Origin of the sequence: Archangium sp., assembly GCF_036388035.1 — a bacterium.
Lineage (GTDB): Bacteria > Myxococcota > Myxococcia > Myxococcales > Myxococcaceae > Archangium.
The window spans coordinates 1-21,001 of record NZ_DASVSO010000403.1 but is presented as its reverse complement, the minus strand read 5'-3'; the positions used below and the strand labels follow the sequence as shown (position 1 = coordinate 21,001).

Genomic DNA, 21,001 nt, shown 5'->3' with positions numbered 1-21,001 from the left:
CGTCCTCCACCCCCGTACACGCCGCCAAGGCCAGTAGGCCGAGAAGTCCCCATCGCCCCCGCATCGCACGCTCCTTTCCCGCCCGAGGAGATGAGGTGGGGAGGCGCCCGGGCTGGAGCCAGGGGTGGCCAAACTTTCCAGGGATGCCGACGTGCCCGGGTTCACAGAGCCTCGGGCGTTGTGTGGAGCAGCTTCCATCCCGAGCGTTCCCTCATGGACGGACGTCGGACAGGCAAGGGGGGCTTCTCGTGGTAGACAGCCCGGGTGTCCGATTTCGCTCTTCCGCCGGAGCTGCCGCACGAGCCCGAGGTCCTCGTCGAGTCTCCCCGCTGGTCCGTGGTGAAGCGGCGGGCGGATGGGAGCGTGGACTTCATCTCCCCCCTGCCGTGTCCCTACAACTACGGCTGCATCCCCGGGCTGCCATCCGGAGATGGGGATCCGCTGGACGTGGTGGTGCTCGGCCCTCGCCTGCGCCGGGGCGAGCGGGTGCGTGTCCCCGTGGTGGGCGTCATCAAGTTCCTCGACGCGGGGTGCGCCGACCCCAAGGTCATCTGCAGCACCCGGCCCCTGCGGGCGGTGGACCGGGCGGGGCTCGCGGCCTTCTTCCGCACCTACGCCCTCTTCAAGCGCGGCCTGCACCTCGTGCGAGGCCAGGGCGGGGGCGACACGCGCTACCTGGGCTGGCTCGCGGACTTCACGGCGCGGCCAGCATGAAGCGCCGCAGGAGCGCGGGGGGCACGGGGCCAAACGAGAAGAGCTCGTCGTGGAAGGCGGCCTCGTCGAAGCGATTCCCCCGCTCGCGCCGGCAGTCCGCCTCCAACCGCTCGAACTCGAGCGCGCCGAGCAGGTAGGTGATGGCCTGCAGGGGGATGCGCTTGTAGCGCAGCACCTCGCGCCGGGCGTTGGGCTCCGGCATGCAGGCGTGGTGCACGAGGTAGCGCACCGCCTCCTCGTCACTCAGGCGCCGGGTGTGGAGGCCGATGTCCACCACCACGCGCACCGCGCGCAGCGCCCGGGCCACCAGCGCGGTGAGGGCCTCGGGGGCGGAGTAGAAGCCCGCGCGCCGCATCCGCTCCTCGGCGTAGGTGGCGTAGCCCTCGATGTTGAGCATGGGGCCGAAGTGGCCGCGCGCCATGGCCACGTGGTCCGTCACCAGGAGGAAGCGCACCGGGGCCGGGTGCTGGGAGAAGCCGCGCTGCCAGGCGACGCTCTGCAGGAAGTGGCCGGGGATGCCCTCGTGCACCGCGAGCAGCGCCGCCCAGACGGAGGGGTGGGCCGCCGCCATGGGGGCCAGCACGAACCAGCCCACCTTGCGCGAGTCGAGCAGCGGCGCGGGCCAGTTGGTGCCTCGCACGTCCACCATGCCCGGGGGCAGGTACTTCAGGCCCAGCCGGTAGCCGGCGGGCACGTTGAACATGCCCTGCTCGTGGATGAAGAGCTCGGCGCGCTGGATGAGCCCCCGGTAGAAGGGAATGACGTCCTCGTCCCGAGCGGGGTTCTCCGTCTCCAGTTGGGCGAGGAGCGCGCGGGCCTCGGCGAGGTTGGAGAGGGGCGCGCCGAGCTGGCCGGCGAGCTGGACGATGGACGCCTGGGCCCGGGCGAGCACGTCCTCGGCCTGGCGCACCAGCTCCTCGGGCGAGGCGGTGAGGCCGAAGGTGTGCTGGAGCCGCCACCGGTACTCGTCCTCACCGAGCACCACACCCGGGCGCGCGTGGGGCAGCACGCGCTCGCGGAGGAACTGGCGGTGGGTGGCGAAGGCCTCGCGGGCGTCCCAGGAGGCCTGTTGCAGGGCCCGGGACTCGGAGCCCGAGAGCTTCACCTGGTGCGCTCCGGGAAGGGCCGGGAGGTGGTCGAAGTAGCGCACGATGACGGGGAGGTGGTCCTCCTCGAAGTCCTGGACGATGTGGACGTCCGGCACCTCGCCCGTGGCGAGCCCCTCGGCGAGGAGCTGCTCCTGCTGGCGGAGGAAGGTGGGGATGCGCGCGGCCCGGCTGGCGATGGCGGACCAGTCCTCGGCCGTCTCGGCCTGGCCAATCTGGTACTGCAACATCGTGTGCGGGTAGGTCGACAGCTCGACATTCCGCCGGTGGCTGTGCAGGTCCTCGTAGGCGTGGACGTGGAAGCGGGTGACGCCGAGCATCGCCAGCCGATCGAGCTGGGCGTCCGGGGGGAGCGCCTCGGGAGGCAGTTGTTCGAGCTGCGCGAGGACGTCGCGGTGGAAGGCGTACTCGTCGCCGAGCGCGGAAGGGGAGAGGTCCTTCAGCCGATCGTCCAGGTGGTGGAGCCCGAGGGTGGTGGCCTCCTCGGGCTGCGTCTGGAGGTAGCGCGCGAAGAACGCGGCGCGGAGTCGGACGAAGGCGTCGAGGCTGGGCGGAGGGGCCGGGTTCATCACCTCCTGAAGCTAGTCATTGCTCCCGGGAATGGTGAACGTCTCCACTGTGTCGAGCGGACAGAGGGTGACATTGGGACCGATGCGGACCCCGCGCTGGAGAAGGGGTCGCGCGGGGGGGCCCGACAGAGCTTGCCCCCTTGCTTCTGCCCCTGGAATCTCCCGGGCTAGACTGCGCGCATGTCCCCCCCCGCTCCCCCGGATTCCACCGCCTCGTGGCAGGCCAGCGCCCTGCGTCTGCGGGGCCTGCTGCTCGGGATGGGGCTGGTCCTCCTCGTGGCCGAGGTGCTCGGGGCGCTCGGGGTCGGGCACCTGCCGCACCGGGTCTTCGCCGTGCTGCTCGACCAGCCCTTCTTCGCGAGCGCCATCGTGGGGGCGCTGCCGTTGCTGCTCGCCACCCGGCCGTCGCGCAAGACGCTGGTGTGGGTGGTGGCGGGAGGGCTCGAGTTCGCCGTCGCGTGGTGTGTCTTCCTCGGGGAGGCGCGCCTGGTGCCCTTCCTCGTCTTCCTCGGCCTCTTCGCCCTGGGGGCGCTGGCCGTCGGGAGCTTCCGGGGCCCTGTCGAGCGGCGGTGGGAGTCGCGGGCGCGCTTGTTCGAGGCCCTGCTGCTCGCGGGCTTCGTGCCCCTGTTGAGCTTCTTCCTCAGCCTCACCTTCCTGCTGCGCCCCACCACGCTGGACGGGGCGCTCCAGGCCATCGAGGTCTCGCTGGGGTGGGCCCCGGAGCCGGCGCTGTACCGACTCTTCCTGCGCACGCCCTGGCTGGAGCGGCTCTGCGGGCTCGTCTACAGCGCGCTGCCGCTGGTGTTCCCGGTCCTCAGCGCCCTGCGGAGGGAGCCGCCCTCGAGACGACAGGCCTCGCCCCTCGGCGCGTTCCTGGGGGTGGCCGCTGGCGGTTACGTCCTCTACCTGCTCTTCCCCGTGGTGGGCCCCGTCCACGCCTTCGGGGCCGAGCATGCGCGGGGCACGTTCTCCCTGGAGACGCTTCTGGCCACCACCCTGATGCGGGTGGAGTCGCTCGAGCCGCGCAACTGCATGCCCTCGCTGCACACCGCGTGGGCGCTCATCGCCTTCTGGTACACCCGGGGACTGCGCCCGTGGGTGCGAGGGCTCTTCGGAGCCTTCCTCGGGCTGACGCTGCTGGCCACGCTGGGCTTCGGCTTCCACTACACGGTGGACCTGGTGGTGGCGCTGCCCTTCACCCTGGCCGTGCTCGCCCTGGGGACGCCGCTCGCGCCGGAGGCCGCCCACACCCGCGCCCGTGTGCTGGTGGGCTCCCTCACCGCCACGGTCGCATGGCTGCTGGTGCTGCGCTTCGCACCCAAGCTGCTGTGCCTGTCGCCGCTGGGCACGTGGACGGCGTTCGCGCTGACGGTGGCGGGCACGTTGGGGGGGGAGCGGCGCCTCGCGCAAAGCCCGCGTGCCACCGAGCCGGTGCCCGAGGTGGTGGAGGCGCCGGCGCCGGAGGCCGTGCCGGGAGTCCAGACGTGGGCCATCGGGGCCATGTTCTTCCTCTCCGGCTTCGCGGGGCTCTGCTACGAGGTCATCTTCGCCAAGTCCCTGGGACTGGCCTTCGGGAGCACCTCGCGGGCCTCCACGCTCGTGCTGGCGACGTACATGGGAGGCATCGCCCTGGGCTCGTGGCTCGGCGGCCGGTGGGGCGCCCGCGTCTCCAACCCGGTGCGGGCCTATGCGCTCGTGGAGGGGGGCATCGCCCTCTGGTGCGCCATTTCTCCCTTCATGATGGAGGGGGCGCACGCCCTCTACGTGCTCGTCGCGCGGGGGGCGCCTCCGTCCTCGGCGGGCCTCATGCCGTTGCAGGGGTTGTTCGCCCTGGGGCTGCTGCTGCCGCCCACGCTCCTCATGGGCATCTCCATGCCCCTGCTGGCGCGCCATCTCACCGACGCGCGGCAGTCGCTCGGCCGGGCCGTGGGCCTTCTCTATGGCCTCAACACCCTCGGGGCCGCGCTCGGCGCGCTGCTCACGGGCTACGCGCTGCTGCCCGCGTTCGGGGTGCGGCTGTCCACCTGGCTCGCCGTGGGGCTCAACCTCCTGGTGGCGCTCGTGGGCCTGGGGCTCGCCCGAGGGCCTCGGGGGGCACCGGTCGAGGCTCCAGAGGAGGAGCCCGTGGTGGCGCCATCCGCGTCCGCCATTGCCGCGGGCACCCTGGGGCGCGTGGGCCTCGTGCTGCTCGGCGTGGGCGGGGCCGTCACCTTCGCGCTCGAGACGACGTACATCCATCTGCTCGCGGTGGTGGTGGGCAACAGCGCCTATGCGTTCTCGCTGATGGTCTTCGCCTTCCTCGTGGGGCTGGCCTCGGGAGCCGCGCTCGGTCGGCGCTGGCTGGCGAGCACGCGGGCCGTGCTGGAGCGGCTGGCCCTGCTGGAGCTGGTGCTGGCGGCGGTGCTGCTCGCGGGCTCCTTCCTCTGGGCGGCGGTGCCGGGCTACTTCGCGAGCTTTGGTGCCCATCCGCCCGCGCGAGGCTTCGCCGCCCGCGAGTTCGTCCGCTTCGTCGTCTGCTGTCTGGCGATGGTGCCCCCGGCCGTCCTCATCGGCGCCATCTACCCGCTGGCCATGGAGTGCGTGGGCGCGAGCCGGCCCGGGGCGCGCGTGGTCGCCATGGGCCGGGCCGCCGCGCTCAACACGTTGGGCAACATCGTAGGCGCCATCCTGGGCGGAATGGTGCTCGTGGACATGCTGGGCTCGCTGCGCACCCTCCAGCTGCTCGCCGTGGCCTGCCTCCTCTTGGGGGCGGTGCCACTGCTGGCCGCACGGGCCTGGAAGGCCCCGGTGCCTCTCGTCACCGCGGCGCTCGCCCTGGAGTTGCTGGCGCTCCAGCCGGCGTCCCTGGACCTCGATGCGTTGAGCACGGGGGCCAACGTGTACTTCCAGGCCCAGGGCTGGGGCCGGGTGGTCGACCACCGGGAGAGCGTCGAGGGCGGTCTGACGACGATCGCCGAGTCCACGGACCCGGATGGCACGCCGGTCCGCACGATGCTGACCAACGGCAAGTTCCAGGGCGACGACAGCCAGCACCGGGAGATGCGGGCCCAGGTCGCCTTCTCGCTGGTGCCCCTGCTCCACGCGCCCGAGCGCGGGAGCGCGGCCATCATCGGCCTCGGCACTGGCGTCTCCGCGCGCATCGCCAGTGACGCGGGCTTCGAGCACCTGGACGTCGTCGAGCTGAGCCGGGACATGGTGGACATGGCGCGCGAGCACTTCCCGAGCGTCAACGGAGGGGTGCTGGACCGGCCCCGGGTGAAGACGCACGTCACGGACGGGCGCAACTTCCTCCTGCTCTCCGCGCGGGCCTACGACTTCATCGGCATGGAGGTGTCGAGCATCTGGTTCGCGGGGGCCGCCAACCTCTACAACCGGGAGTTCTACGGCATCGCCCGGCGGGCGCTCAGTGAGCGCGGCGTGCTGCAACAGTGGGTGCAGCTCCACCGGCTGTCCCACGAGGACATCCTCTCCGTCATCGCCACGCTGCGCGCGGAGTTCCCCCGCGTGTGGCTCTACGTGGTGGGCAACCAGGGCGTGCTGGTGGCGTGTGCGTGGGACTGCGGGCCGGACTCAGGGACGCTCGCGCGCATCAACCAGACGCCGGCGCTCCAGCCGTTCCTCACCCTCATCGAGTCGAGGGCGGAGGACCTGCTGCGGTCATCGAGGGTGCTGGGCCCCGAGGACGTGGACCGGATGCTCGCCTCCGCCACGGGCTCCGGCCAGCGCCTGGAGGCGCGCGTCTCCACGGACGACAACCTGCTGCTGGAGTACCGCACCCCGCGGGGCAACGTGCGGTCCTACGACGAGTCGTTGAGGGACAACCTCGCCTTCCTGCGCGGGTTCTCACCGCCCGCCCCGAACGTGGACGCCCACTCGTCGATGCCCGAGCCGTAACCGGGCGCGCCTGCCCGCCTGGCCTCCGAGCACCCGTCCACCCGGGGACACGTCGGAGCGGGTAAGGTGGGCCGGACATGCTCGCGCTGCTCCGACTCATCTCCCTGCGACACTTCCTGGGCTCCCCCCTGCGCACCGGCCTCACGGTGCTGGGCGTGGCCGTGGGCGTGGCCACCATGGTGGGGGTGATGTCCATCAACGGCTCGGTGATGGATGCGTTCCGCTCCACGGTGGACGCCATCGCCGGGAAGGCGGACCTCACCGTGGCGGGCGCGGAGACGGGCTTCGAGGAGTCCGTGCTCGAGCGGGTGCGCGCGGTGCCCGGGGTGGCGCATGCCTCGGGGGCCCTGACGGCGATCGTCCCGGTGAAGGGCGCTCCGGGCGAGCGCCTCTATGTCATGGGCGTGGACCTGCTGGATGACGGCCACTTCCGCACCTACGAGGGCGTGGACCGGGACCTCGGCGGGCTCTCGGACGACCTGGAGTTCCTCAACTCGACGGACCGGATGCTCGTCTCGGAGCGCTTCGCGCGCGAGCACGGGTTGAAGGTGGGGGACTCCTTCCAGCTCATCGCCATGAGTGGGCCCCAGGACTTCGTGGTGCACGCCCTCATCCGCGAGGCGGGGCCGGTGAAGGCCTTCGGCGGCTCGGTGGGGGTGATGGACGTGGCCTCGGCGCAGGCGGCCTTCGGACGCGACCGGGTGCTGGACCGCATCGACGTGGCGGTGGACCCGGCGGTGGGCGTGGAGGCCGTGCAGGAGCGCCTGCGAGCGGTGCTGGGGGGCGGCTTCGCGGTGGAGCGTCCGTCGCGCCGCGGGGGGACGGTGGCCACCATGGTGCGCAGCTTCCAGATGGGGCTGAACCTGGGCTCCGGGGTGGCGCTGCTGGTGGGGGTGTTCCTCGTCTACAACACCATCGCCATCAGCGTGGTGCAGCGGCGGCGGGAGATTGGGACGCTGCGCGCGCTGGGGGCCACGCGCCTGCGCATCCGCGCCCTCTTCACGCTGGAGGCGCTGGTGCTGGGTGGCTGTGGCACGGTGCTGGGACTGCCGCTGGGCGTGCTCATCGGCCGAGGCGCCATCGGCTGGGTGTCCGGGGCCATCTCCAGCCTCTACGTGCAGGTGAACGCGAAGGACGTGACGGTGGGCCCGCTGGAGCTGGGGCTGGGCGTGGCGCTTGGGGTGCTGGGCAGTGGCTTCGCGGCCCTGCGTCCGGCACTGGTGGCCTCGAGCGTGCCGCCGGTGGAGGCGCTGCGCCGGGACGCGGCCCAGGGGGCGGAGGTGCGGATGCGCTCGCTGCCCACGGTGCTCGGGGTGGCGTGCCTGCTGCTCGTCTACCCGGCCACGTGGCTGCCGACGCCGCTGGAGAACCTGCCCGTGGGCGGCTACCTCTCCATCTTCCTCGTGCTCATGGGGGCCACGCTGCTCGCCCCGCTGGCGCTGCGCGGGCTGTGGCGCCTCTACCAGCGCCCGGGCGAGGCGCTGCTCGGCGTGAGCGGCCGGCTGGCGGCGGACAACTTCGCCCGTGCCCCCGGACGCACGGCGGTGCCGGTGTCCGCGTTGGCCATTGGCGTGGCCATGTCGGTGTGCCTCGCGGGCTTCGTGGGCTCCTTCCAGGCTGCCTCGCACCGGTGGCTGGACCAGTCGGTGCCGGCGGACCTCTTCATCACCTCGGCGGCCCGCATCGCCGGCAGCCGCAACCAGCCCATGGCGCCGGAGCTGGCCGAGGAGCTCGCGGCGCTGCCCGGAGTGGCGCAGGTGGACCGGGTGCGTGTGCTGCCGCATGACGTGCTCGGCCTGCGCGCCTACGTCATCTCCCTCATCCCCGAAATCTACGAGCGCTACGGGCGGCCCGAGCTCCTCGAGGGGCGCCTGCCCACGCGCGAGGAGCGGCTGGCAGGGCGCGTCACCGTCTCGGAGAACCTCTCGCGCCGGAGAAACCTCCACGTGGAGGACTCCTTCGAAATGTCCACGCCCACGGGCGCGCGCACCTACACGGTGGCCGCCGTCGCGGTGGACTACACCTCGGACCAGGGCGTCGTCTTCCTCTCGCGCGAGGTGTACCAGGCCCACTTCCAGGACGACCGGGTGGACACCTTCGAGCTGTACCTGTCGGACCGCACGCGGCTGGACGAGCTGCGCCGCACCATCACCGAGCGCTGGGGCGAGCGCCACCAGCTCTACGTGTTGAGTAACGCCGACCTGCGCCAGGAGGCCACCGAGCTGATCGACGATGCCTTCGCCGTCTCCTACGCCATGGAGGTGGTGGCGGTGCTGCTGGCGCTGCTGGGGGTGGTCAACACGCTGCTGGCGGCGGTGCTGGACCGGACGCGGGAGATTGGCCTGCTGCGAGCGGTGGGCGCGAGCCGGTCCCACATCGTCCGACTCTTCGTGGGGGAGGCGGCCTTCATCGGCCTGTCCGGGGGGCTCATGGGCGCGCTGGCGGGCCTGTGGATGGGCGTCCTGGTCACCGAGGTGGTAGGAGGCCAGGCCACGGGTTGGAGTTTCGCCTATATTTTTCCCACCCGGCTGGCGCTGACGATGGGGGTTGCATCTACCCTGTGCGCCATCCTGGCCGGGCTGTATCCTGCGCGGCGAGCGGCCACCTTGAACGTGGTGGAAGCGCTCGCCTACGAGTGAATTCCATGGTCGCCAACCCGCAGAAGCCCTTCCACATCCTCCTGGTCGAGGACGAGCCCGTCATCCGCGAGCTCGTGCGTTCCATGTTGAGCGACGGGGCCGTGGAGGTGGTGTGCGCGGCCAACGGCATCGAGGGCCTGAAGCTGGCCAAGAGCCGCCCCTTCCAGCTCGTGCTGATGGACGTGGTGCTGCCGCAGCTCGATGGCATCTCGGTGTGCCGGATGCTCAAGAGCGATCCGACGACGTCGAAGGTGCCTGTCTACATGCTCACCGCCAAGTCCAAGAAGTCAGACATGGAGAGCGCGACGCTGGCGGGAGCGGACGGCTACATCCAGAAGCCCTTCAAGGGCGCGGAGCTGATGGCGCTGGTGGATCGGCTGCGCAAGGCCGCCTGAGGCGTCGAGGCCCGGGGTGACCCGGCAATCCGCTCAGGGCAGGCGCGGGTGGAGGTAGCGCGCCAGCAGCAACATGTGGTCCCAGTCCAGGTTGTCGAACTCGAGCGCCACGCCGAGCGCCTCACGGCGGACGATGGTGCACGTGGTGGTGATGTCGGCGATCCGGGGCAGGGGAATCGTCAAGGTGAGCTGCTTGACCGAGTCCGCGGGGTGGCCGTGCAGGAACAGGCCGGCCATGGACAGGTCGCGCGCCTTGGTGAGCACGATGCGCTCGCCGAGGTGGACCTTGACCATCCAATTGGCCTCCACGCGGGGGTGGTAGCGCCCGGCGGGACGGGTGGGGGCGTTGGACGGCGTCATGGGTCAGCTCCTCGGGGTGCGACAGGGGACTACCACTCTGAAGCAGCCTGGAGGGGGCGCAACTTTTCGTCCGAGGCCGTCCACCCCACCGTCCACCTGCGCGGACGTGCGCTCCGCGGCGTGGAGGGTGGGGCGGGGAGCGGCTGCGCCAAGTGCCCGAGATGACTCGGCCCGGCGGCTGGCACGCCGGCTGAAGAAGCCCCAGCGCGAGACCCAGGCGCAGGAGGCTTCAACATGGAAAACGGTAATCGGATTGGCTCGCTGTCCATCACCCCCACCGTGGCGCGGCAGACGCCGCAGAACGACTTCGGCACGGTGTTCGCGCGCACGGCGCAGGAGGTGGTGAGGTCGGGAGCCGGGGTGGTGGCGTCGCTGGTGCCGGGAGGCTCGGCGGTGAGCGCGGCGGTGTCGAGCGTCAGCTCGGTGGTGTCGGGGGCGACGTCGTCCATCCGGAGTGCCTCGGCGGTGCCGACGCCCGGAGGCGTGGGCGGCGCGGGTGGGGCGGGGAACCTGACGGGCACCACGGGCAAGGGGGAGCAGTGGGACCTGCTCGCGGCCCAGAAGGAGATGCAGGCCGAGGGGGCGAAGATGAACCTGGCCTACATGAACCTGCAGAACGAGATGCAGGCGGAGAGCCGCGCGCACAACGCCATCTCCAACATCATGAAGGTCCGCCACGACTCGGCCAAAGCGGCCATCAACAACATCCGATAGGGGCGGCGAGCCATGGCCATCGACAAGGTGGGGGCGATTGGCGGGGCGGGAGCAACGCCCGCGCTGGAGCCCTCGGGGAAGGCGCGGTTCGGCGAGGTGCTGGAGGGGGTGAAGGGGCAGGCGAAGCAGCCGGGGCCCCAGGTCGCCACCGAGGGCTCGCCGAGGCCGGCACCGGCGGAGCGGACGGAGGCGCCGCGCGGGACGTGCAAGGCGGAGGGCGTGGAGCGCGCGTCGGCGGGGACTTCCGAGGTCCAGGCCGGGGGGCAGGTGGACTCGGTGCAGTCCGCGCGCTCGCAGCAGGCGGTGCGGATGCTGGACCGCGTGAGCGAGGCGCAGAAGCGGCTGGACCACGTGCTGGAGCTGGCCCAGTCCGGCAAGTCATTCACGCCCAACGAGCTGATTGCCCTCCAGGCCCACGTGTACCGGGCGAGCCAGGAGCTCGATCTCGCCGGCAAGGTCGTCGAGAAGGCGACCGGCGGCATCAAGCAGGTGTTGCAGACCCAGGTGTGAGGAGTTCCCATGTTCTTCCGACGCTGTCTCTTCGTCCTGCTCCTGTGTGCCACCGGGTGCCGGGAGCGCATCCAACACGGCCTGGACGAGCGCCAGGCCAACGAGTTGCAGACGGTGCTCGTCGAGCGAGGGCTCGACGCGCGCAAGGTGCCCGAGGCGGGCAAGAAGCCCACGTGGGCCATCGAGGTGAGCGAGGAGCAGTCCTCGGACGCGGTGCGGATCCTCGCGGAGCTGGGGCTGCCGAGGCCCGCCGCCGACGAGGGCTGTGACGTCTTCGGCGGGAGCGGGTTGGTGCGCACGCCGGTGGAGGAGCAGCTCTGCCGGGTGCGGGTGATGGAGCGGGGCCTGGAGACGACGCTCCAGACGGTGGAGGGGGTCATCCTCGCGCGGGTGCACCTGGTGGTGCCTCCGCCGCCGAGGCCCGGGCAGCAGGCGGTGCCCTCGAAGGCCTCGGCGATGCTGCGCGTGGCGCCGGGCCATGCGGAGCAGATCAAGGGCTCGCGGGAGATGCTGCGCTCGCTCATCGCGGGAGGTGTGGAGGGGCTCTCCGCCGAGTCGGTGTCGCTGATGGTGGACGAGGTGTCCACGCGGGTGGTGGCCCCCACGCCGGCCACCTCTCCGCTGACGCGGCTGCGGGTGCTGCTGGCGGTGCTGGCCCTGTTCGTCACGGGGCTGTCGGTGGGGCTGATCCTGATGACGCTGCGCCTGCGGCACTACCGCGCCAAGGCGGAGGAGAGGCCCGCTGCCCCGCCGGCGCCCGCGCGACCCGTGGTGACCCCCGGGCCCGCGCGCAAGGTGGCGTGAGCCTTCGGAGGGGTGAGCCATGGAGGTGACACGCATCACCCGGATGCCACGCCCCGGGGCGAAGACGCAGGAGCAGGTGCAGACAGTGGTGGTCCGGGCTCCGACGCGTCCGGAGCCGACGAGGCCCCCACCTTCGACCTCCCTGCCCCTGGAGCGGATTGCCCTGGTGGCCCTGGTCTTCGGGAAGGGGCAGGCGAAGGAACTGCTCGACGGCTTGAGGGAGCCCGAGGCACGGCAGGCGAAGGCGCTCCTGGAGGGGTTCGCCGCGCTCTCCTCGGCACAGAGGCAGGCGCGGGTGGCGGTGGAGTTCGGCGTGCGGCCGGATGCCGCGGTGCGACTGAAGTCGGTGATGGAGGAAGTACCGGAGGTGCTGCGGCGGGAGCTTTTCCGGAGGCTGCCGCCCTACCACCGGAGCCTCTTTCCGGAGCGCCGGGTGGAGCCGCCCGACGCGGCGGCGACCCCGGCGGTGTGCGCGCTGGCCGAGCGGCTCATCCGAGAAGCCACGCGCTGAGACCCCCCGTCCCGGTCTCGGACTCCCCCTGACATCCAACCCCTCGATTTCGCATGCGCGGCCGTTGGCATCGGCCGTGAACAGGAGCGGCTCGTCCGCAGCACGGAGCGAACCATGCAAAGTCCTCTTGAAGATCCCCCCCGGTCCACGACGTTGAAGCCGATGCGGCTGCGCCGGCTCGGCACACGCCGGCTGTCGCGCGCCCACATGACCCTGAACGAGCGGCCGCGAGTCGTACGCCTCGCGAGGCAGGCGCTCCAACTGGTGTGCGACTCGCTCGGCAAGGAGCTGGGGTGTCCCGTCCGGGCGGAGGCACGGCTGCTGGAGGCGGTGGTGATGCCGGCGACGGGGCTGGCGCACACGGCGGCCTTCGCCTTGGTGGACCTGTCGGCCGCGGGAGGGACGGCGGTGCTGGAGTTGGAGCCGCCGGTGCTCTTCGCGGCGCTGGAGCGCCTGGCCGGAGCGGGGACGAAGCCCGGCCCCCTCACGGGGCTGACGCGGCTGGAGGAGGCCTCCTTCGCCTTCCTGGGCCTGTCGGCGCTGTATGCGCTGCGCGGGCAGGACGAGTTGCAGCGACGGTTCGGCCCGCGCCTGACGGGGGTGACGATGAATCGCACGGAGGCGCTGGCCCGCCTCGATGCCCGGCAGCGTCACCTGGGCGTGGAGCTGACGGTGTCGGTGGGAGGGACGACGGCGGGTGGGAGGCTGCTGCTGCCCGCGGTGGTCCTCGAGGGGGCACTGAAGGACCTCCCGGCGGAGCACGACCCGGAGATTGCCCCTGAGGTGCTGGCGGCGCGGTTGGGAGCGCGCTGCTTCATGGGGCACACGTCGCTGCCGCGCGAGGCGCTGGCGTCTCTGGCGATAGGGGATGTCGTCCTCTTCGAGGGGGTGCGCCGGGAGGGAGAGCGGCTGCTCGGGATGGGGCTCCTCGTGCTGCGGGGCTTCGAGCTGGCCGGTGACTTCGGCCCCGAGGGTTTCTCGCTGAACCGCGCGCACAGGCGCGGACTTTTCCAGGAGTCGGACATGGCGAACGTGAACGAGCGGAGCGAGGGGATGCCCCCGCTGCCGGTGGACGTGGAGATCGAGCTGACGCGGCTGTCGTTGTCGCTCTCGGAGCTGGCGGGGCTCAAGCCGGGGGCGCTGCTGCCGCTGCGCATCAACGCGAGCGAGCCGGTGCTGCTGCGCGTGGGGGACCGGGTGGTGGCGAGGGCGGAGCTCGTGGACATCGAAGGAGAGGTGGGGGCCCGCATCCTCACCCTGGTTCCGTGAGCGCGCCCATGGGGACCGTGCTCGATTCCACGTCTCCGAGGACCAGGCTCCTCCTGGCGTGTGGCCTCATCCTGGGATTGGCCGCGCTCGCGCCGCTCGGGGGCATGTCGGCGACGTCGGTGGCCCGGGGGTTGTTGGGGGCGGCGGCGCTGGCGGGCCTCGGCGGGTGGCTGGTGCGACGTGGCCGGGCCGAGTCCCGCTTCACGCTCACCGAGCGCATGCGGGTGGTGTCCCGGACGGGCCTGTCCCAGCGCTGCGGCCTGGCACTGGTGGAGGTGGATGGGGGCCGCTACCTCGTGGCCTATGGGGACTCCTTCGCGGAGATCCGCCGGGCGCGGGCTCCCAAGCGAGTGAAGACGCGGACCCAGCGCGCGGTGGCTCACCTGCCCGCGAAGGAGACCCTGTCATGAGCCGCGGGTTGCTCGTCCTGAGCGTCCTCATGCCGGGGCTGGCCTCGGCGGTGGAGCCGTCGTTCTCCCAGCTGTCCTTCGCTGGCAGCCCGCTGTCGATGATGGGGATGCTGGCGCTGATGTCGCTGCTGCCCTTCGCGGTGCTGATGCTGACCAGCTTCTCGAAGATCGCCGTGGTGCTGTCGCTGGCGCGCTCGGCGATGGGGACGCAGCAGGCGCCGCCCACGATCGTCCTCACCGGGCTCGCCGCGGTGCTGACGGGGCACATCATGGCGCCGGTGATGGAGCGCATGTACGACGTGGGGCAGGTGGTCTACGAGGACACCCACTCCGGTGCGCAGATCCTCAGCGCCGCGGGCAAGGTGACCGAGCCCCTGCGTGGCTTCCTCGTGAAGCATGGCAGTGCGGAGGAGCGGGCCCGCTTCCTGGACCTCGCGCGCGAGCTGCGGCCGCCGGAGGAGGCCGAGCAGGTCCACGAGGAGGACCTCTTCGTGGTCATCCCGGCGTTCGTCATCACCGAGCTGAAGGAGGCGTTCCAGATCGGCTTCCTCGTCTTCCTCCCGTTCCTGGTGCTGGACATGGTCATCGCCAACGTCCTGCTCGCCCTCGGGATGCAGTCGCTGTCTCCGAGCCAGGTGAGCCTGCCCTTCAAGATCCTCCTCTTCGTCGCCGTGGACGGCTGGTCGCTGCTCGCCCGCGGCCTGATCCTCGGCTACCGGTGATGCCATGACCCATGACGTCCTGCTCTCCCTCGGCCGAGAGGCGCTGCTCCTGATGGTCCTCGCCTCCCTGCCGCCCGTCGGGGCCAGCCTGGTGGTGGGCTTCCTGATGAGCCTCTTCCAGGCCACCACGCAGCTCCAGGAGAGCACCCTCACGGTGGTGCCCAAGCTGTGTGCGGCGGTGCTGGCGCTGGTGCTGGCCGGGCCGTGGATCGCCGGCCAGCTCACCCTGTTCGCACATCAAGTCCTGATGGTCATCGCGGAGGTGGGGGGATGAATCCCGAGCTCCTCGGCGCGCAGTTCGACCTGCTGGGGCCGAGTGTGGTGGCGGTGGCCCTGTGCTCCGCGCGCCTGCTGCCGGTGGCCTTCCTCTGCCCGCTGCTCGGAGGCCAGGCGGCTCCGACGACGGTGAAGCTCGCCCTGGTGCTGAGCCTCGCGCTCTTCCTGCACCATGGGGCGGGAGTGGCCCTGCCGACGCCCGTGGAGACGCCGCTGCAACTGGCCGCGCTGGCGATGAAGGAGCTCACCTACGGCACCTCCGTGGGGCTGGTGGCGGCGCTGCCCTTCGATGCGGCGCGGATGGGCGGGCGCTTCATCGACCTCTTTCGAGGCACCTCGGCGGAGGCGAGCCTGCCCGTGGCCGGGACGCGCGAGTCGGCCACGGGGGACGCGCTCTACCAGCTCCTCGTCGGGCTGGTGGTGACGGGCGGCTTGATGCCCGTCGTCCTCTCGGGGTTGGTGCGTGGCTTCGGGTGGGTGCGGCTCGGCGCGTATGTGCCCACCGAAGCGGCGGTGATGCACGTGGTGGGGCTCGCAGGGGGGGCGATGGCCACGGGCCTCGCGGTGGGGGCGCCTGTCGCGGCGGCGGTGATGGCGGTGGACTGCCTGCTGGGCATGGTGTCGCGCGCCGCGCCCCAGGTGAACCTCCAGGAGGTGGGCGCACCCCTGCGCATCCTCGCCGGAGGGGCGTTGCTGTGGCTCGGCGTGGGCATCCTCTGTGAGCGACTGCTCACGAGCTTCCTCTCGGTGGACGCCGCGTTGCTGCGGCTGGGGGAGGTGGCGCGATGAGCGAGAAGACGGAACAACCCTCGGCGAAGCGCCTGCGCGACGCACGCCGGAAGGGGCAGATTCCCCGCAGCCGGCTCCTCTCCTCCAGCGCGGTGACGCTCGGGGGCGTGCTCGGCCTCACCGCTTCAGCGGGCGCGGGCTTCGCGCGGCTGAAGGACTGGACGGCCCGGCTGATGCTCTACCAGGAGCCCACCGGGGCCTTGGAGGAGACGGGGCGGATGATGGCGCTCCTGGCGGCTCCCGCGCTCGGGGGTGCACTGCTGGCGTCCCTGGGGGTGTCCGTGGCCATGGTGGGCTTCGAGCTGAACGCGGACCATGTGATGCCGAAGCTCGAGCGCATCAATCCCGCGGAGGGCTTGAAGAAGCTCTTCAGCGTGAAGCCGCTCATCGAGGTGGGCAAGGCGCTGCTCGTGGCCGCGGTGGTGGTGTGGCTCGTCTGGAGCGCGGCCGTGGAGGCCGGACCGGACGTCCTCCGCACGGCGTGGCTGGAGGGGACGCTGGGGCTGGAGCATGTCGTGGGACGGCTCGAGCCGCTCGTCACCCGGCTCGCGTGTGTCCTGGTGGTGCTGGGCGTGGGGGACTACGCGCTCGCGCGTCGGCGTCACGTGAAGGACCTGATGATGACGCGCGAGGAGGTGAAGCGGGAGCACAAGGAGAGCGAGGGCGATCCGCATCACAAGAGCCAACGCAAGGCACTGCACCGCCAGTTGGCGGCGGGAGGCCCGGCACGCGGAGTGCAGAAGGCGAGTGTCGTGGTCGTCAACCCTACGCACATCGCGGTCGCGCTCCGCTACACCACGCAAGAGTGTGAGGCGCCCTACCTCGTCGCCAAGGGGCGCGAGGTGGACGCTCTCGCACTGCGGCGCGAGGCCGAACGCCTCGGAATCCCGGTGGTCCGGGACGTGCCGCTGGCGCGCAGCCTCGTCCATTACGACGTCGGGGAGGAGATCCCCGAGGAGCTGTACCAGGCCGCCGCGGCGGTCCTCCGGGTCGCGCAGGAGTCGCAGGACGTGGACGACCATCCACGGAGGAAGACGTCATGAACCAACTGGTGAAGATTCTCCTGAGGGCTCGGAAGTCCTCGGATGTGGTGCTCGCGGTAGCGATGGCCGCGGTGCTCGGTGCGCTCATCATCCCGCTGCCTCCCTGGCTGCTGGACCTGGGGCTGGCCATCAACCTGGCGGCGGCGGTGGCGCTGCTGGTGGCGGCGCTCTACGCCCGGGATGCGCTGAAGGTGACGTCCTTCCCGACGCTGCTGCTCTTCACCACGCTCTTCCGGCTCGCGCTCAACGTGTCGTCCACGCGGCTGGCGCTCGCGGAGGGGCACGCGGGGGAGATCATCCAGGCGTTTGGTGAGTTCGTGGTGCGGGGTGACTACGTCGTCGGCGCGGTCATCTTCGCCATCCTCACGCTGGTGCAATTCCTCGTGGTGGCGAAGGGCGCCGAGCGCGTGGCCGAGGTCTCCGCGCGCTTCACCCTGGACGCGATGCCGGGCAAGCAGATGTCCATCGACGCGGACCTGCGCGCGGGCGCCATTGACCAGGCGCAGGCCCGCCGTCGGCGACGCAACCTGGAGCGCGAGTCCCAGATGTTCGGCGCCATGGATGGCGCGATGAAGTTCGTGAAGGGGGATGTCATCGCCGGCCTGGTCATCGTCGCGGTGAACCTCCTGGGCGGCATCTGCATCGGCGTCCTGCAGAACGGGATGACGCTGGCCGAGGCGGCCTCCACCTACGCCCTCATCTCCATCGGTGATGGTCTGGTGTCGCAGATTCCCTCGCTGTGCATCGCCGTGGCGGCGGGCCTCGTCGTCACGCGCGTGGCCTCCGAGAAGGAGGATGACTCGCTCGGCTCGGAGATCGGCGCGCAGCTCTTTGGCGAGGCCAAGGCGCTCTGGGTGGTGGCCGGGCTCTGCGTGGCCCTCGCCGCGATGCCGGGGATGCCGCTCCTGACGTTCCTCGGGTTGGGCGCGGCCCTGGGTGGACTCGCGCATGGCCTCGAGTACGTGAAGGCCGCCGCCAAGGAAGAAGACGCCGCCGCGGCCCAGGCGGAGGGCAAGCCCGAGGCGGGCGTCGCCGCTCCAACTGGGCCGGGGGCACCCCCGGAGAGCACGGTGGCTCCAGTGGGCGTGGCTCCGCTGACGTTGGACCTCGCGCCGGACCTCACCCCGATGGCACAGGAGCAGGGAGGTGCCTTCGTGCACCAGATGCTCAACCGGGTGCGGGACGAGGTCTTCTACGAGCTCGGCGTGCGCGTCCCGGGCATCCGGGTCCGGACCGAGGCCGCGTACCTGTCAGCGGGCACCTACCGCATTCTCGTGGACGAGGTGCCCGCGGGGATGGGGCAGGTGGTGCCCGGGGCGCTCTACGCGCTGGCACAGCCGGAGGAGCTGGCCTTCCTGGAGCTGAAGGCGGAGCCCGTGGTGGACCCGTCCACCGGCAAGCCCATCAGCCGCGTGTCGGAGGAGGGACGCGCGCGCCTGGAGATGGCTCAGGTCGGGGTGCGGCGCCCGGGAGAGCTCATCGCCGAGCACCTGCGGAGCCTTGTCCGGGCCCGCGCTGCGGGACTCCTGGGTCTCCAGGAGGTGCAGGGGCTGCTGGACGGGCTCGAGTCGCAGGCGCCCACGCTGGTGAAGGAGGCGCTCCAGAAGGTCCCGCTGCCGCTGCTCACCGAGGTGCTGCGCAAGCTCGTGGAGGAGCAGGTGAGCATCCGGAACCTGCGTGCCATCCTCGAGGCGCTGGTGGCGCCCACCACCGAGGGGGATGCCACGGCCCTGGCCGAGCGCTGCCGTCAGGCGCTCTACCGCTACCTGAGCCACAAGTTCGCCCCGTCCGGGCCGCTCTTCGCCTACCTCGTGGATCCGGAGATCGAGGAGACGCTGCGCTCCTCGGGACCTCGCGGGCCGGCGCCCTCGCCCGAGCGGGTGGTGGAGATCCTGGAGGGGGTGAAGCGCGTCGCCACGGGGGGCGGGCAGACCGTGCTGCTCACCGCGCCGGATGTCCGGCGGACCCTGCGCAAGCTGTGCGAGGGCGCCTTTCCGGACGTCGCGGTGCTCACCTACGGCGAACTGGACATGAACCTGCAGATCCGCCCGCTGGGGCGGCTGTCACCCGTGCCCATGGGGCGCTGAGCGGCGGCTAGTAGTTGGTGCCGCTGCCGCTCTTGGGATCGAAGGAGATGTCGGACTGAGGCGTCTGGGGCGCGGGCCGGTTGACCCGGTCGCGCAGCTCCTTGCCCGTGCGGAAGAGCAGGCCCCGCTTGGGCTTCACGGGGATGATCTGCCCCGTCTTGGGATTACGGCCCTGGTAGCCCTGGTAGTTCTTCACATGGAAGGCGCCCAGGCCGCGGATCTCGATGTTCTCCCCGCGGCAGAGCGCCTCCTTCATGGACTCGAAGATCGTCTCGACCGTGGCCTCGGCCTGTTTCTGGGTCATCCCCTTCTTGCCGACGAGGACGTTGATCAGATCGGACTTGAGCATCGCTCGCTCCCGCAAACCGCGTAACCCCTCGGAAACAGGGCGCGTGGCCCGTGGTCGAATCCCGAAAAGATAACAGAACGAATCCCACGCGCAAGCCACGAGGGCGGCCAACCTCCCAGAAACGTTACGGATTTCCGCTTCCCGTCACGGCCGGGCCTGGGACTGGGGCCGCGGCGGCCTCCGTCTCCACCGTCGCGAGCCCGGGGCGCACCAGGATGGCGAGGTCCAGCCACCGGGTCCGGCGCAGCACGTCGAGGCCGGAGCGGTCCGCCTCGCTGAAGAAGGCGTCCACCGGCTCGAAGCCGGGGGCTCGGGGGGTGTTGGGCGCCGCGGGCTCGGAGGGGTTGTAGACGCCGTGGACCGCGAGCGTCACGTCGGCCAGCGTCAGCTCGGCCGGTGGGCGGGCCGGCAGGATGCCTCCGCGTCGATGGCGCTCGATGAGGCCCGCCCGCTCCATGTCGTCCACCACCTCGTGGACGAGCGACTCGGCGACCCGGAGGCGCAGGGCCAGGTCTCGGGGCAGCGGAGGCGTCCCTCCGTCGAACCACACCAGCGACGTCTCCTGCGCTATCCGCGCGCCCACCAGATCTCTCGCCCGGGGGTGGGCCCCGAAGGCCCACAGCGAGTCCCGGAAGGTGGCGTGCTCCACCACGTAGGAGAGCCGGGCGCCAATGAGGATGAGGAGCCAGTCCACGTACAGCCACGCGAGGAACATGGGCAGGGCGCCCAGCGAGGCGTAGAGCGGGTTGTGGCGGAAGCTGTACGCGGCGGCCCCCGTGTACACCTGCCGCGCGATGTGCCACGCCGCGCCCGCCACCAGTCCGCCCGCCAGTGCCGAGCGGAGGCGCAGGTGCGTGTTGGGCGTCACGTAGTAGAGCAGGGTGAGCCCTCCCACCGCCGAGAGGGGAGACAGGGCGCCGAACAGCAGCTCGAAGAGGCCCAGGACGAAGGGGGTGTGGGTGCCCTCGAGGAAGGAGCGCACCACGCCCGTCCCCGCGAACGACATGGCCAGCATCAGCGGCCCCAGCAGCAGCAGCCCCGCGTAGGTGAGGGTGCGGACCAGCCAGGGGCGTTGGTTCTTCACGCCCCAGATCTCGTTCAGCGAGACGTCGATGTTCTGCAGCAGCGAGCCCGCCGAGAGGAGCAGACCGAGGAAGCCCGCGCTCCCGATGGCCGTCGTGTGGCCCGGCTCCAGGAAGCGCTCGAGGAAGGCCGCCGACTCCTCGCGCACGCCGGGGGCGAGCACCGCGAAGATGAGCTCCCGGAGGCGCTCCTGGAAGGCCTGTTGGTGGTAGGCCCCCAGCAGTGCCAGCACCACCGTCAGCAGGGGAATCAGCGAGAAGACGCTGATGTAGGTGAGCGCCGCGGCCCTCAGGCGGATGTTCTCGCCCTGGAAGCCTCGCGCCAGGGTGCGCACCGCCAGCACCGTGTCCGCCGCGAACCGGCCGGTCCGCGTCCGCGACAGCGGGGCCCAGGTGCGATGGGCCCACTCGAGTGCGTGGGCCCGCAGTCGCTGAAGAAAGAGGGGGGAGAAGGACCGCATCCGGTGGGCCCAGGCTAGCCAATGCCAGGGAGGCTCGGCCAGTGGGGGAGGGTGATTGGGTCCGTCACCCCCCCTCCCGGGGCCCTCTCAGTCGAGAGAGGGCCGGCCGTGTTCAGCTATTGCCGCCGGACTCGTTGCCGCCGCCCGAGGACGTCGGTGGGGTGCCGCCGGTGGACTGCGCCTGCTCGCCACCACCGGACTGAGCCTGCTGTTGCTGCTGCTGGGGCTGCTGTCCTCCACGCCCCTCGCGCTGCTCAGGCCGACGCTGCTCGCCGCCACCCCGGTTGCGGTCCCGGT

19 protein-coding genes and 1 pseudogene are annotated in these 21,001 nt (G+C 71.5%); 15 read left to right on the top strand and 5 right to left on the bottom strand.

Features of this window, described 5'->3' with window-relative positions:
* Window positions 1-264 precede the first annotated feature (264 nt).
* Complete coding sequence (locus tag VF697_RS16420; RefSeq protein ID WP_331096030.1) at window positions 265-714, top strand: inorganic diphosphatase; 450 nt, start codon at window positions 265-267, stop codon at window positions 712-714.
* Here the strand turns inward: VF697_RS16420 and VF697_RS16415 are convergent.
* Entirely contained in the window at window positions 695-2,389 is a 1,695-nt protein-coding gene (locus tag VF697_RS16415; protein ID WP_331096028.1) for a DUF885 domain-containing protein, read from the bottom strand. The genes VF697_RS16420 and VF697_RS16415 overlap by 20 nt on opposite strands.
* A 180-nt stretch (window positions 2,390-2,569) precedes the next feature.
* On the opposite strand from VF697_RS16415, the gene VF697_RS16410 reads away from it, so the two are divergent.
* The 3 genes from VF697_RS16410 (at window position 2,570) to VF697_RS16400 (ending at window position 9,317) form a co-directional block, all read left to right on the top strand.
* Window positions 2,570-6,283, top strand: coding sequence for a fused MFS/spermidine synthase (locus VF697_RS16410; protein WP_331096026.1), 3,714 nt, complete (start codon window positions 2,570-2,572; stop codon window positions 6,281-6,283).
* A gap of 77 nt (window positions 6,284-6,360) precedes the next feature.
* Window positions 6,361-8,922, top strand: a complete 2,562-nt coding sequence (locus VF697_RS16405) for an ABC transporter permease (RefSeq protein ID WP_331096024.1) — start codon at window positions 6,361-6,363, stop codon at window positions 8,920-8,922.
* A gap of 5 nt (window positions 8,923-8,927) precedes the next feature.
* Window positions 8,928-9,317, top strand: a complete 390-nt coding sequence (locus tag VF697_RS16400; protein WP_331096032.1) for a response regulator — start codon at window positions 8,928-8,930, stop codon at window positions 9,315-9,317.
* A gap of 33 nt (window positions 9,318-9,350) precedes the next feature.
* Here VF697_RS16400 and VF697_RS16395 read toward each other — a convergent pair whose 3' ends face one another.
* A complete protein-coding gene (locus tag VF697_RS16395) occupies window positions 9,351-9,677 on the bottom strand; it encodes a PilZ domain-containing protein (RefSeq protein WP_331096022.1) in 327 nt (108 codons plus the stop codon).
* A 234-nt stretch (window positions 9,678-9,911) separates the two neighbouring features.
* Here VF697_RS16395 and VF697_RS16390 point away from each other — a divergent pair, with 234 nt between their 5' ends.
* The 11 genes from VF697_RS16390 (at window position 9,912) to sctV (ending at window position 18,812) form a co-directional block, all read left to right on the top strand.
* On the top strand, window positions 9,912-10,391 hold the full coding sequence (locus VF697_RS16390; protein WP_331096020.1) for a hypothetical protein: 480 nt from the start codon (window positions 9,912-9,914) through the stop codon (window positions 10,389-10,391).
* A gap of 12 nt (window positions 10,392-10,403) precedes the next feature.
* On the top strand, window positions 10,404-10,901 hold the full coding sequence (locus VF697_RS16385; protein WP_331096019.1) for an ATP-dependent helicase HrpB: 498 nt from the start codon (window positions 10,404-10,406) through the stop codon (window positions 10,899-10,901).
* A 9-nt stretch (window positions 10,902-10,910) separates the two neighbouring features.
* Entirely contained in the window at window positions 10,911-11,705 is a 795-nt protein-coding gene (locus VF697_RS16380) for a flagellar M-ring protein FliF (RefSeq protein ID WP_331096017.1), read from the top strand.
* 19 nt (window positions 11,706-11,724) lie between these two features.
* Window positions 11,725-12,216 carry a hypothetical protein gene (locus tag VF697_RS16375; RefSeq protein WP_331096015.1) on the top strand — a complete coding sequence of 164 codons (492 nt, stop codon included), beginning with the start codon at window positions 11,725-11,727 and terminating at the stop codon, window positions 12,214-12,216.
* Between the two features lie 114 nt (window positions 12,217-12,330).
* Window positions 12,331-13,485, top strand: coding sequence for a type III secretion system cytoplasmic ring protein SctQ (sctQ, locus tag VF697_RS16370; protein ID WP_331096013.1), 1,155 nt, complete (start codon window positions 12,331-12,333; stop codon window positions 13,483-13,485).
* 8 nt (window positions 13,486-13,493) lie between these two features.
* Window positions 13,494-13,895 carry a flagellar biosynthetic protein FliO gene (locus VF697_RS16365; RefSeq protein WP_331096011.1) on the top strand — a complete coding sequence of 134 codons (402 nt, stop codon included), beginning with the start codon at window positions 13,494-13,496 and terminating at the stop codon, window positions 13,893-13,895.
* Window positions 13,892-14,617, top strand: a complete 726-nt coding sequence (gene sctR / locus VF697_RS16360; protein WP_331096009.1) for a type III secretion system export apparatus subunit SctR — start codon at window positions 13,892-13,894, stop codon at window positions 14,615-14,617. The genes VF697_RS16365 and sctR overlap by 4 nt, the downstream gene beginning before the upstream one ends.
* 4 nt (window positions 14,618-14,621) lie before the next feature.
* The gene (locus VF697_RS16355) at window positions 14,622-14,891 is read left to right on the top strand and encodes a flagellar biosynthetic protein FliQ (protein WP_331096006.1); all 270 of its coding nucleotides are present in this window, start codon (window positions 14,622-14,624) and stop codon (window positions 14,889-14,891) included.
* Window positions 14,888-15,682 (top strand): flagellar biosynthetic protein FliR, encoded by a 795-nt coding sequence (locus VF697_RS16350; protein WP_331096004.1) that lies wholly within the window; start codon window positions 14,888-14,890, stop codon window positions 15,680-15,682. Before VF697_RS16355 ends, VF697_RS16350 begins: the two co-directional genes overlap by 4 nt.
* On the top strand, window positions 15,679-16,725 hold the full coding sequence (locus VF697_RS16345; RefSeq protein ID WP_331096003.1) for an EscU/YscU/HrcU family type III secretion system export apparatus switch protein: 1,047 nt from the start codon (window positions 15,679-15,681) through the stop codon (window positions 16,723-16,725). The genes VF697_RS16350 and VF697_RS16345 overlap by 4 nt, the downstream gene beginning before the upstream one ends.
* Window positions 16,722-18,812: a type III secretion system export apparatus subunit SctV gene (gene sctV / locus VF697_RS16340; RefSeq protein WP_331096001.1), complete on the top strand. Its 2,091-nt coding sequence runs from the start codon at window positions 16,722-16,724 to the stop codon at window positions 18,810-18,812. Before VF697_RS16345 ends, sctV begins: the two co-directional genes overlap by 4 nt.
* Before the next feature lie 7 nt (window positions 18,813-18,819).
* Here the strand turns inward: sctV and VF697_RS16335 are convergent, their stop codons facing one another.
* The 3 genes and pseudogenes from VF697_RS16335 to VF697_RS16325 form a co-directional block, all read right to left on the bottom strand.
* Window positions 18,820-19,161, bottom strand: a complete 342-nt coding sequence (locus VF697_RS16335; RefSeq protein WP_331095999.1) for an HU family DNA-binding protein — start codon at window positions 19,159-19,161, stop codon at window positions 18,820-18,822.
* Window positions 19,162-19,285: 124 nt separating this feature from the next.
* Window positions 19,286-20,704 carry a YhjD/YihY/BrkB family envelope integrity protein gene (locus VF697_RS16330; RefSeq protein WP_331095997.1) on the bottom strand — a complete coding sequence of 473 codons (1,419 nt, stop codon included), beginning with the start codon at window positions 20,702-20,704 and terminating at the stop codon, window positions 19,286-19,288.
* Window positions 20,705-20,816: 112 nt separating this feature from the next.
* Window positions 20,817-21,001: pseudogene (locus tag VF697_RS16325) on the bottom strand (ATP-dependent helicase); the annotation flags it as partial.

What these genes read in the sequence shown, in the direction of transcription:
- VF697_RS16415 (WP_331096028.1), bottom strand. Translation starts at nt 2,389, where the DNA reads ATGAACCCGGCCCCTCCGCCCAGCCTCGACGCCTTCGTCCGACTCCGC.
- VF697_RS16410 (WP_331096026.1), top strand. Translation starts at nt 2,570, where the DNA reads ATGTCCCCCCCCGCTCCCCCGGATTCCACCGCCTCGTGGCAGGCCAGC.
- VF697_RS16405 (WP_331096024.1), top strand. Translation starts at nt 6,361, where the DNA reads ATGCTCGCGCTGCTCCGACTCATCTCCCTGCGACACTTCCTGGGCTCC.
- VF697_RS16400 (WP_331096032.1), top strand. Translation starts at nt 8,928, where the DNA reads ATGGTCGCCAACCCGCAGAAGCCCTTCCACATCCTCCTGGTCGAGGAC.
- VF697_RS16395 (WP_331096022.1), bottom strand. Translation starts at nt 9,677, where the DNA reads ATGACGCCGTCCAACGCCCCCACCCGTCCCGCCGGGCGCTACCACCCC.
- VF697_RS16390 (WP_331096020.1), top strand. Translation starts at nt 9,912, where the DNA reads ATGGAAAACGGTAATCGGATTGGCTCGCTGTCCATCACCCCCACCGTG.
- VF697_RS16385 (WP_331096019.1), top strand. Translation starts at nt 10,404, where the DNA reads ATGGCCATCGACAAGGTGGGGGCGATTGGCGGGGCGGGAGCAACGCCC.
- VF697_RS16380 (WP_331096017.1), top strand. Translation starts at nt 10,911, where the DNA reads ATGTTCTTCCGACGCTGTCTCTTCGTCCTGCTCCTGTGTGCCACCGGG.
- VF697_RS16375 (WP_331096015.1), top strand. Translation starts at nt 11,725, where the DNA reads ATGGAGGTGACACGCATCACCCGGATGCCACGCCCCGGGGCGAAGACG.
- sctQ (WP_331096013.1), top strand. Translation starts at nt 12,331, where the DNA reads ATGCAAAGTCCTCTTGAAGATCCCCCCCGGTCCACGACGTTGAAGCCG.
- VF697_RS16365 (WP_331096011.1), top strand. Translation starts at nt 13,494, where the DNA reads ATGGGGACCGTGCTCGATTCCACGTCTCCGAGGACCAGGCTCCTCCTG.
- sctR (WP_331096009.1), top strand. Translation starts at nt 13,892, where the DNA reads ATGAGCCGCGGGTTGCTCGTCCTGAGCGTCCTCATGCCGGGGCTGGCC.
- VF697_RS16355 (WP_331096006.1), top strand. Translation starts at nt 14,622, where the DNA reads ATGACCCATGACGTCCTGCTCTCCCTCGGCCGAGAGGCGCTGCTCCTG.
- VF697_RS16350 (WP_331096004.1), top strand. Translation starts at nt 14,888, where the DNA reads ATGAATCCCGAGCTCCTCGGCGCGCAGTTCGACCTGCTGGGGCCGAGT.
- VF697_RS16345 (WP_331096003.1), top strand. Translation starts at nt 15,679, where the DNA reads ATGAGCGAGAAGACGGAACAACCCTCGGCGAAGCGCCTGCGCGACGCA.
- sctV (WP_331096001.1), top strand. Translation starts at nt 16,722, where the DNA reads ATGAACCAACTGGTGAAGATTCTCCTGAGGGCTCGGAAGTCCTCGGAT.
- VF697_RS16335 (WP_331095999.1), bottom strand. Translation starts at nt 19,161, where the DNA reads ATGCTCAAGTCCGATCTGATCAACGTCCTCGTCGGCAAGAAGGGGATG.
- VF697_RS16330 (WP_331095997.1), bottom strand. Translation starts at nt 20,704, where the DNA reads ATGCGGTCCTTCTCCCCCCTCTTTCTTCAGCGACTGCGGGCCCACGCA.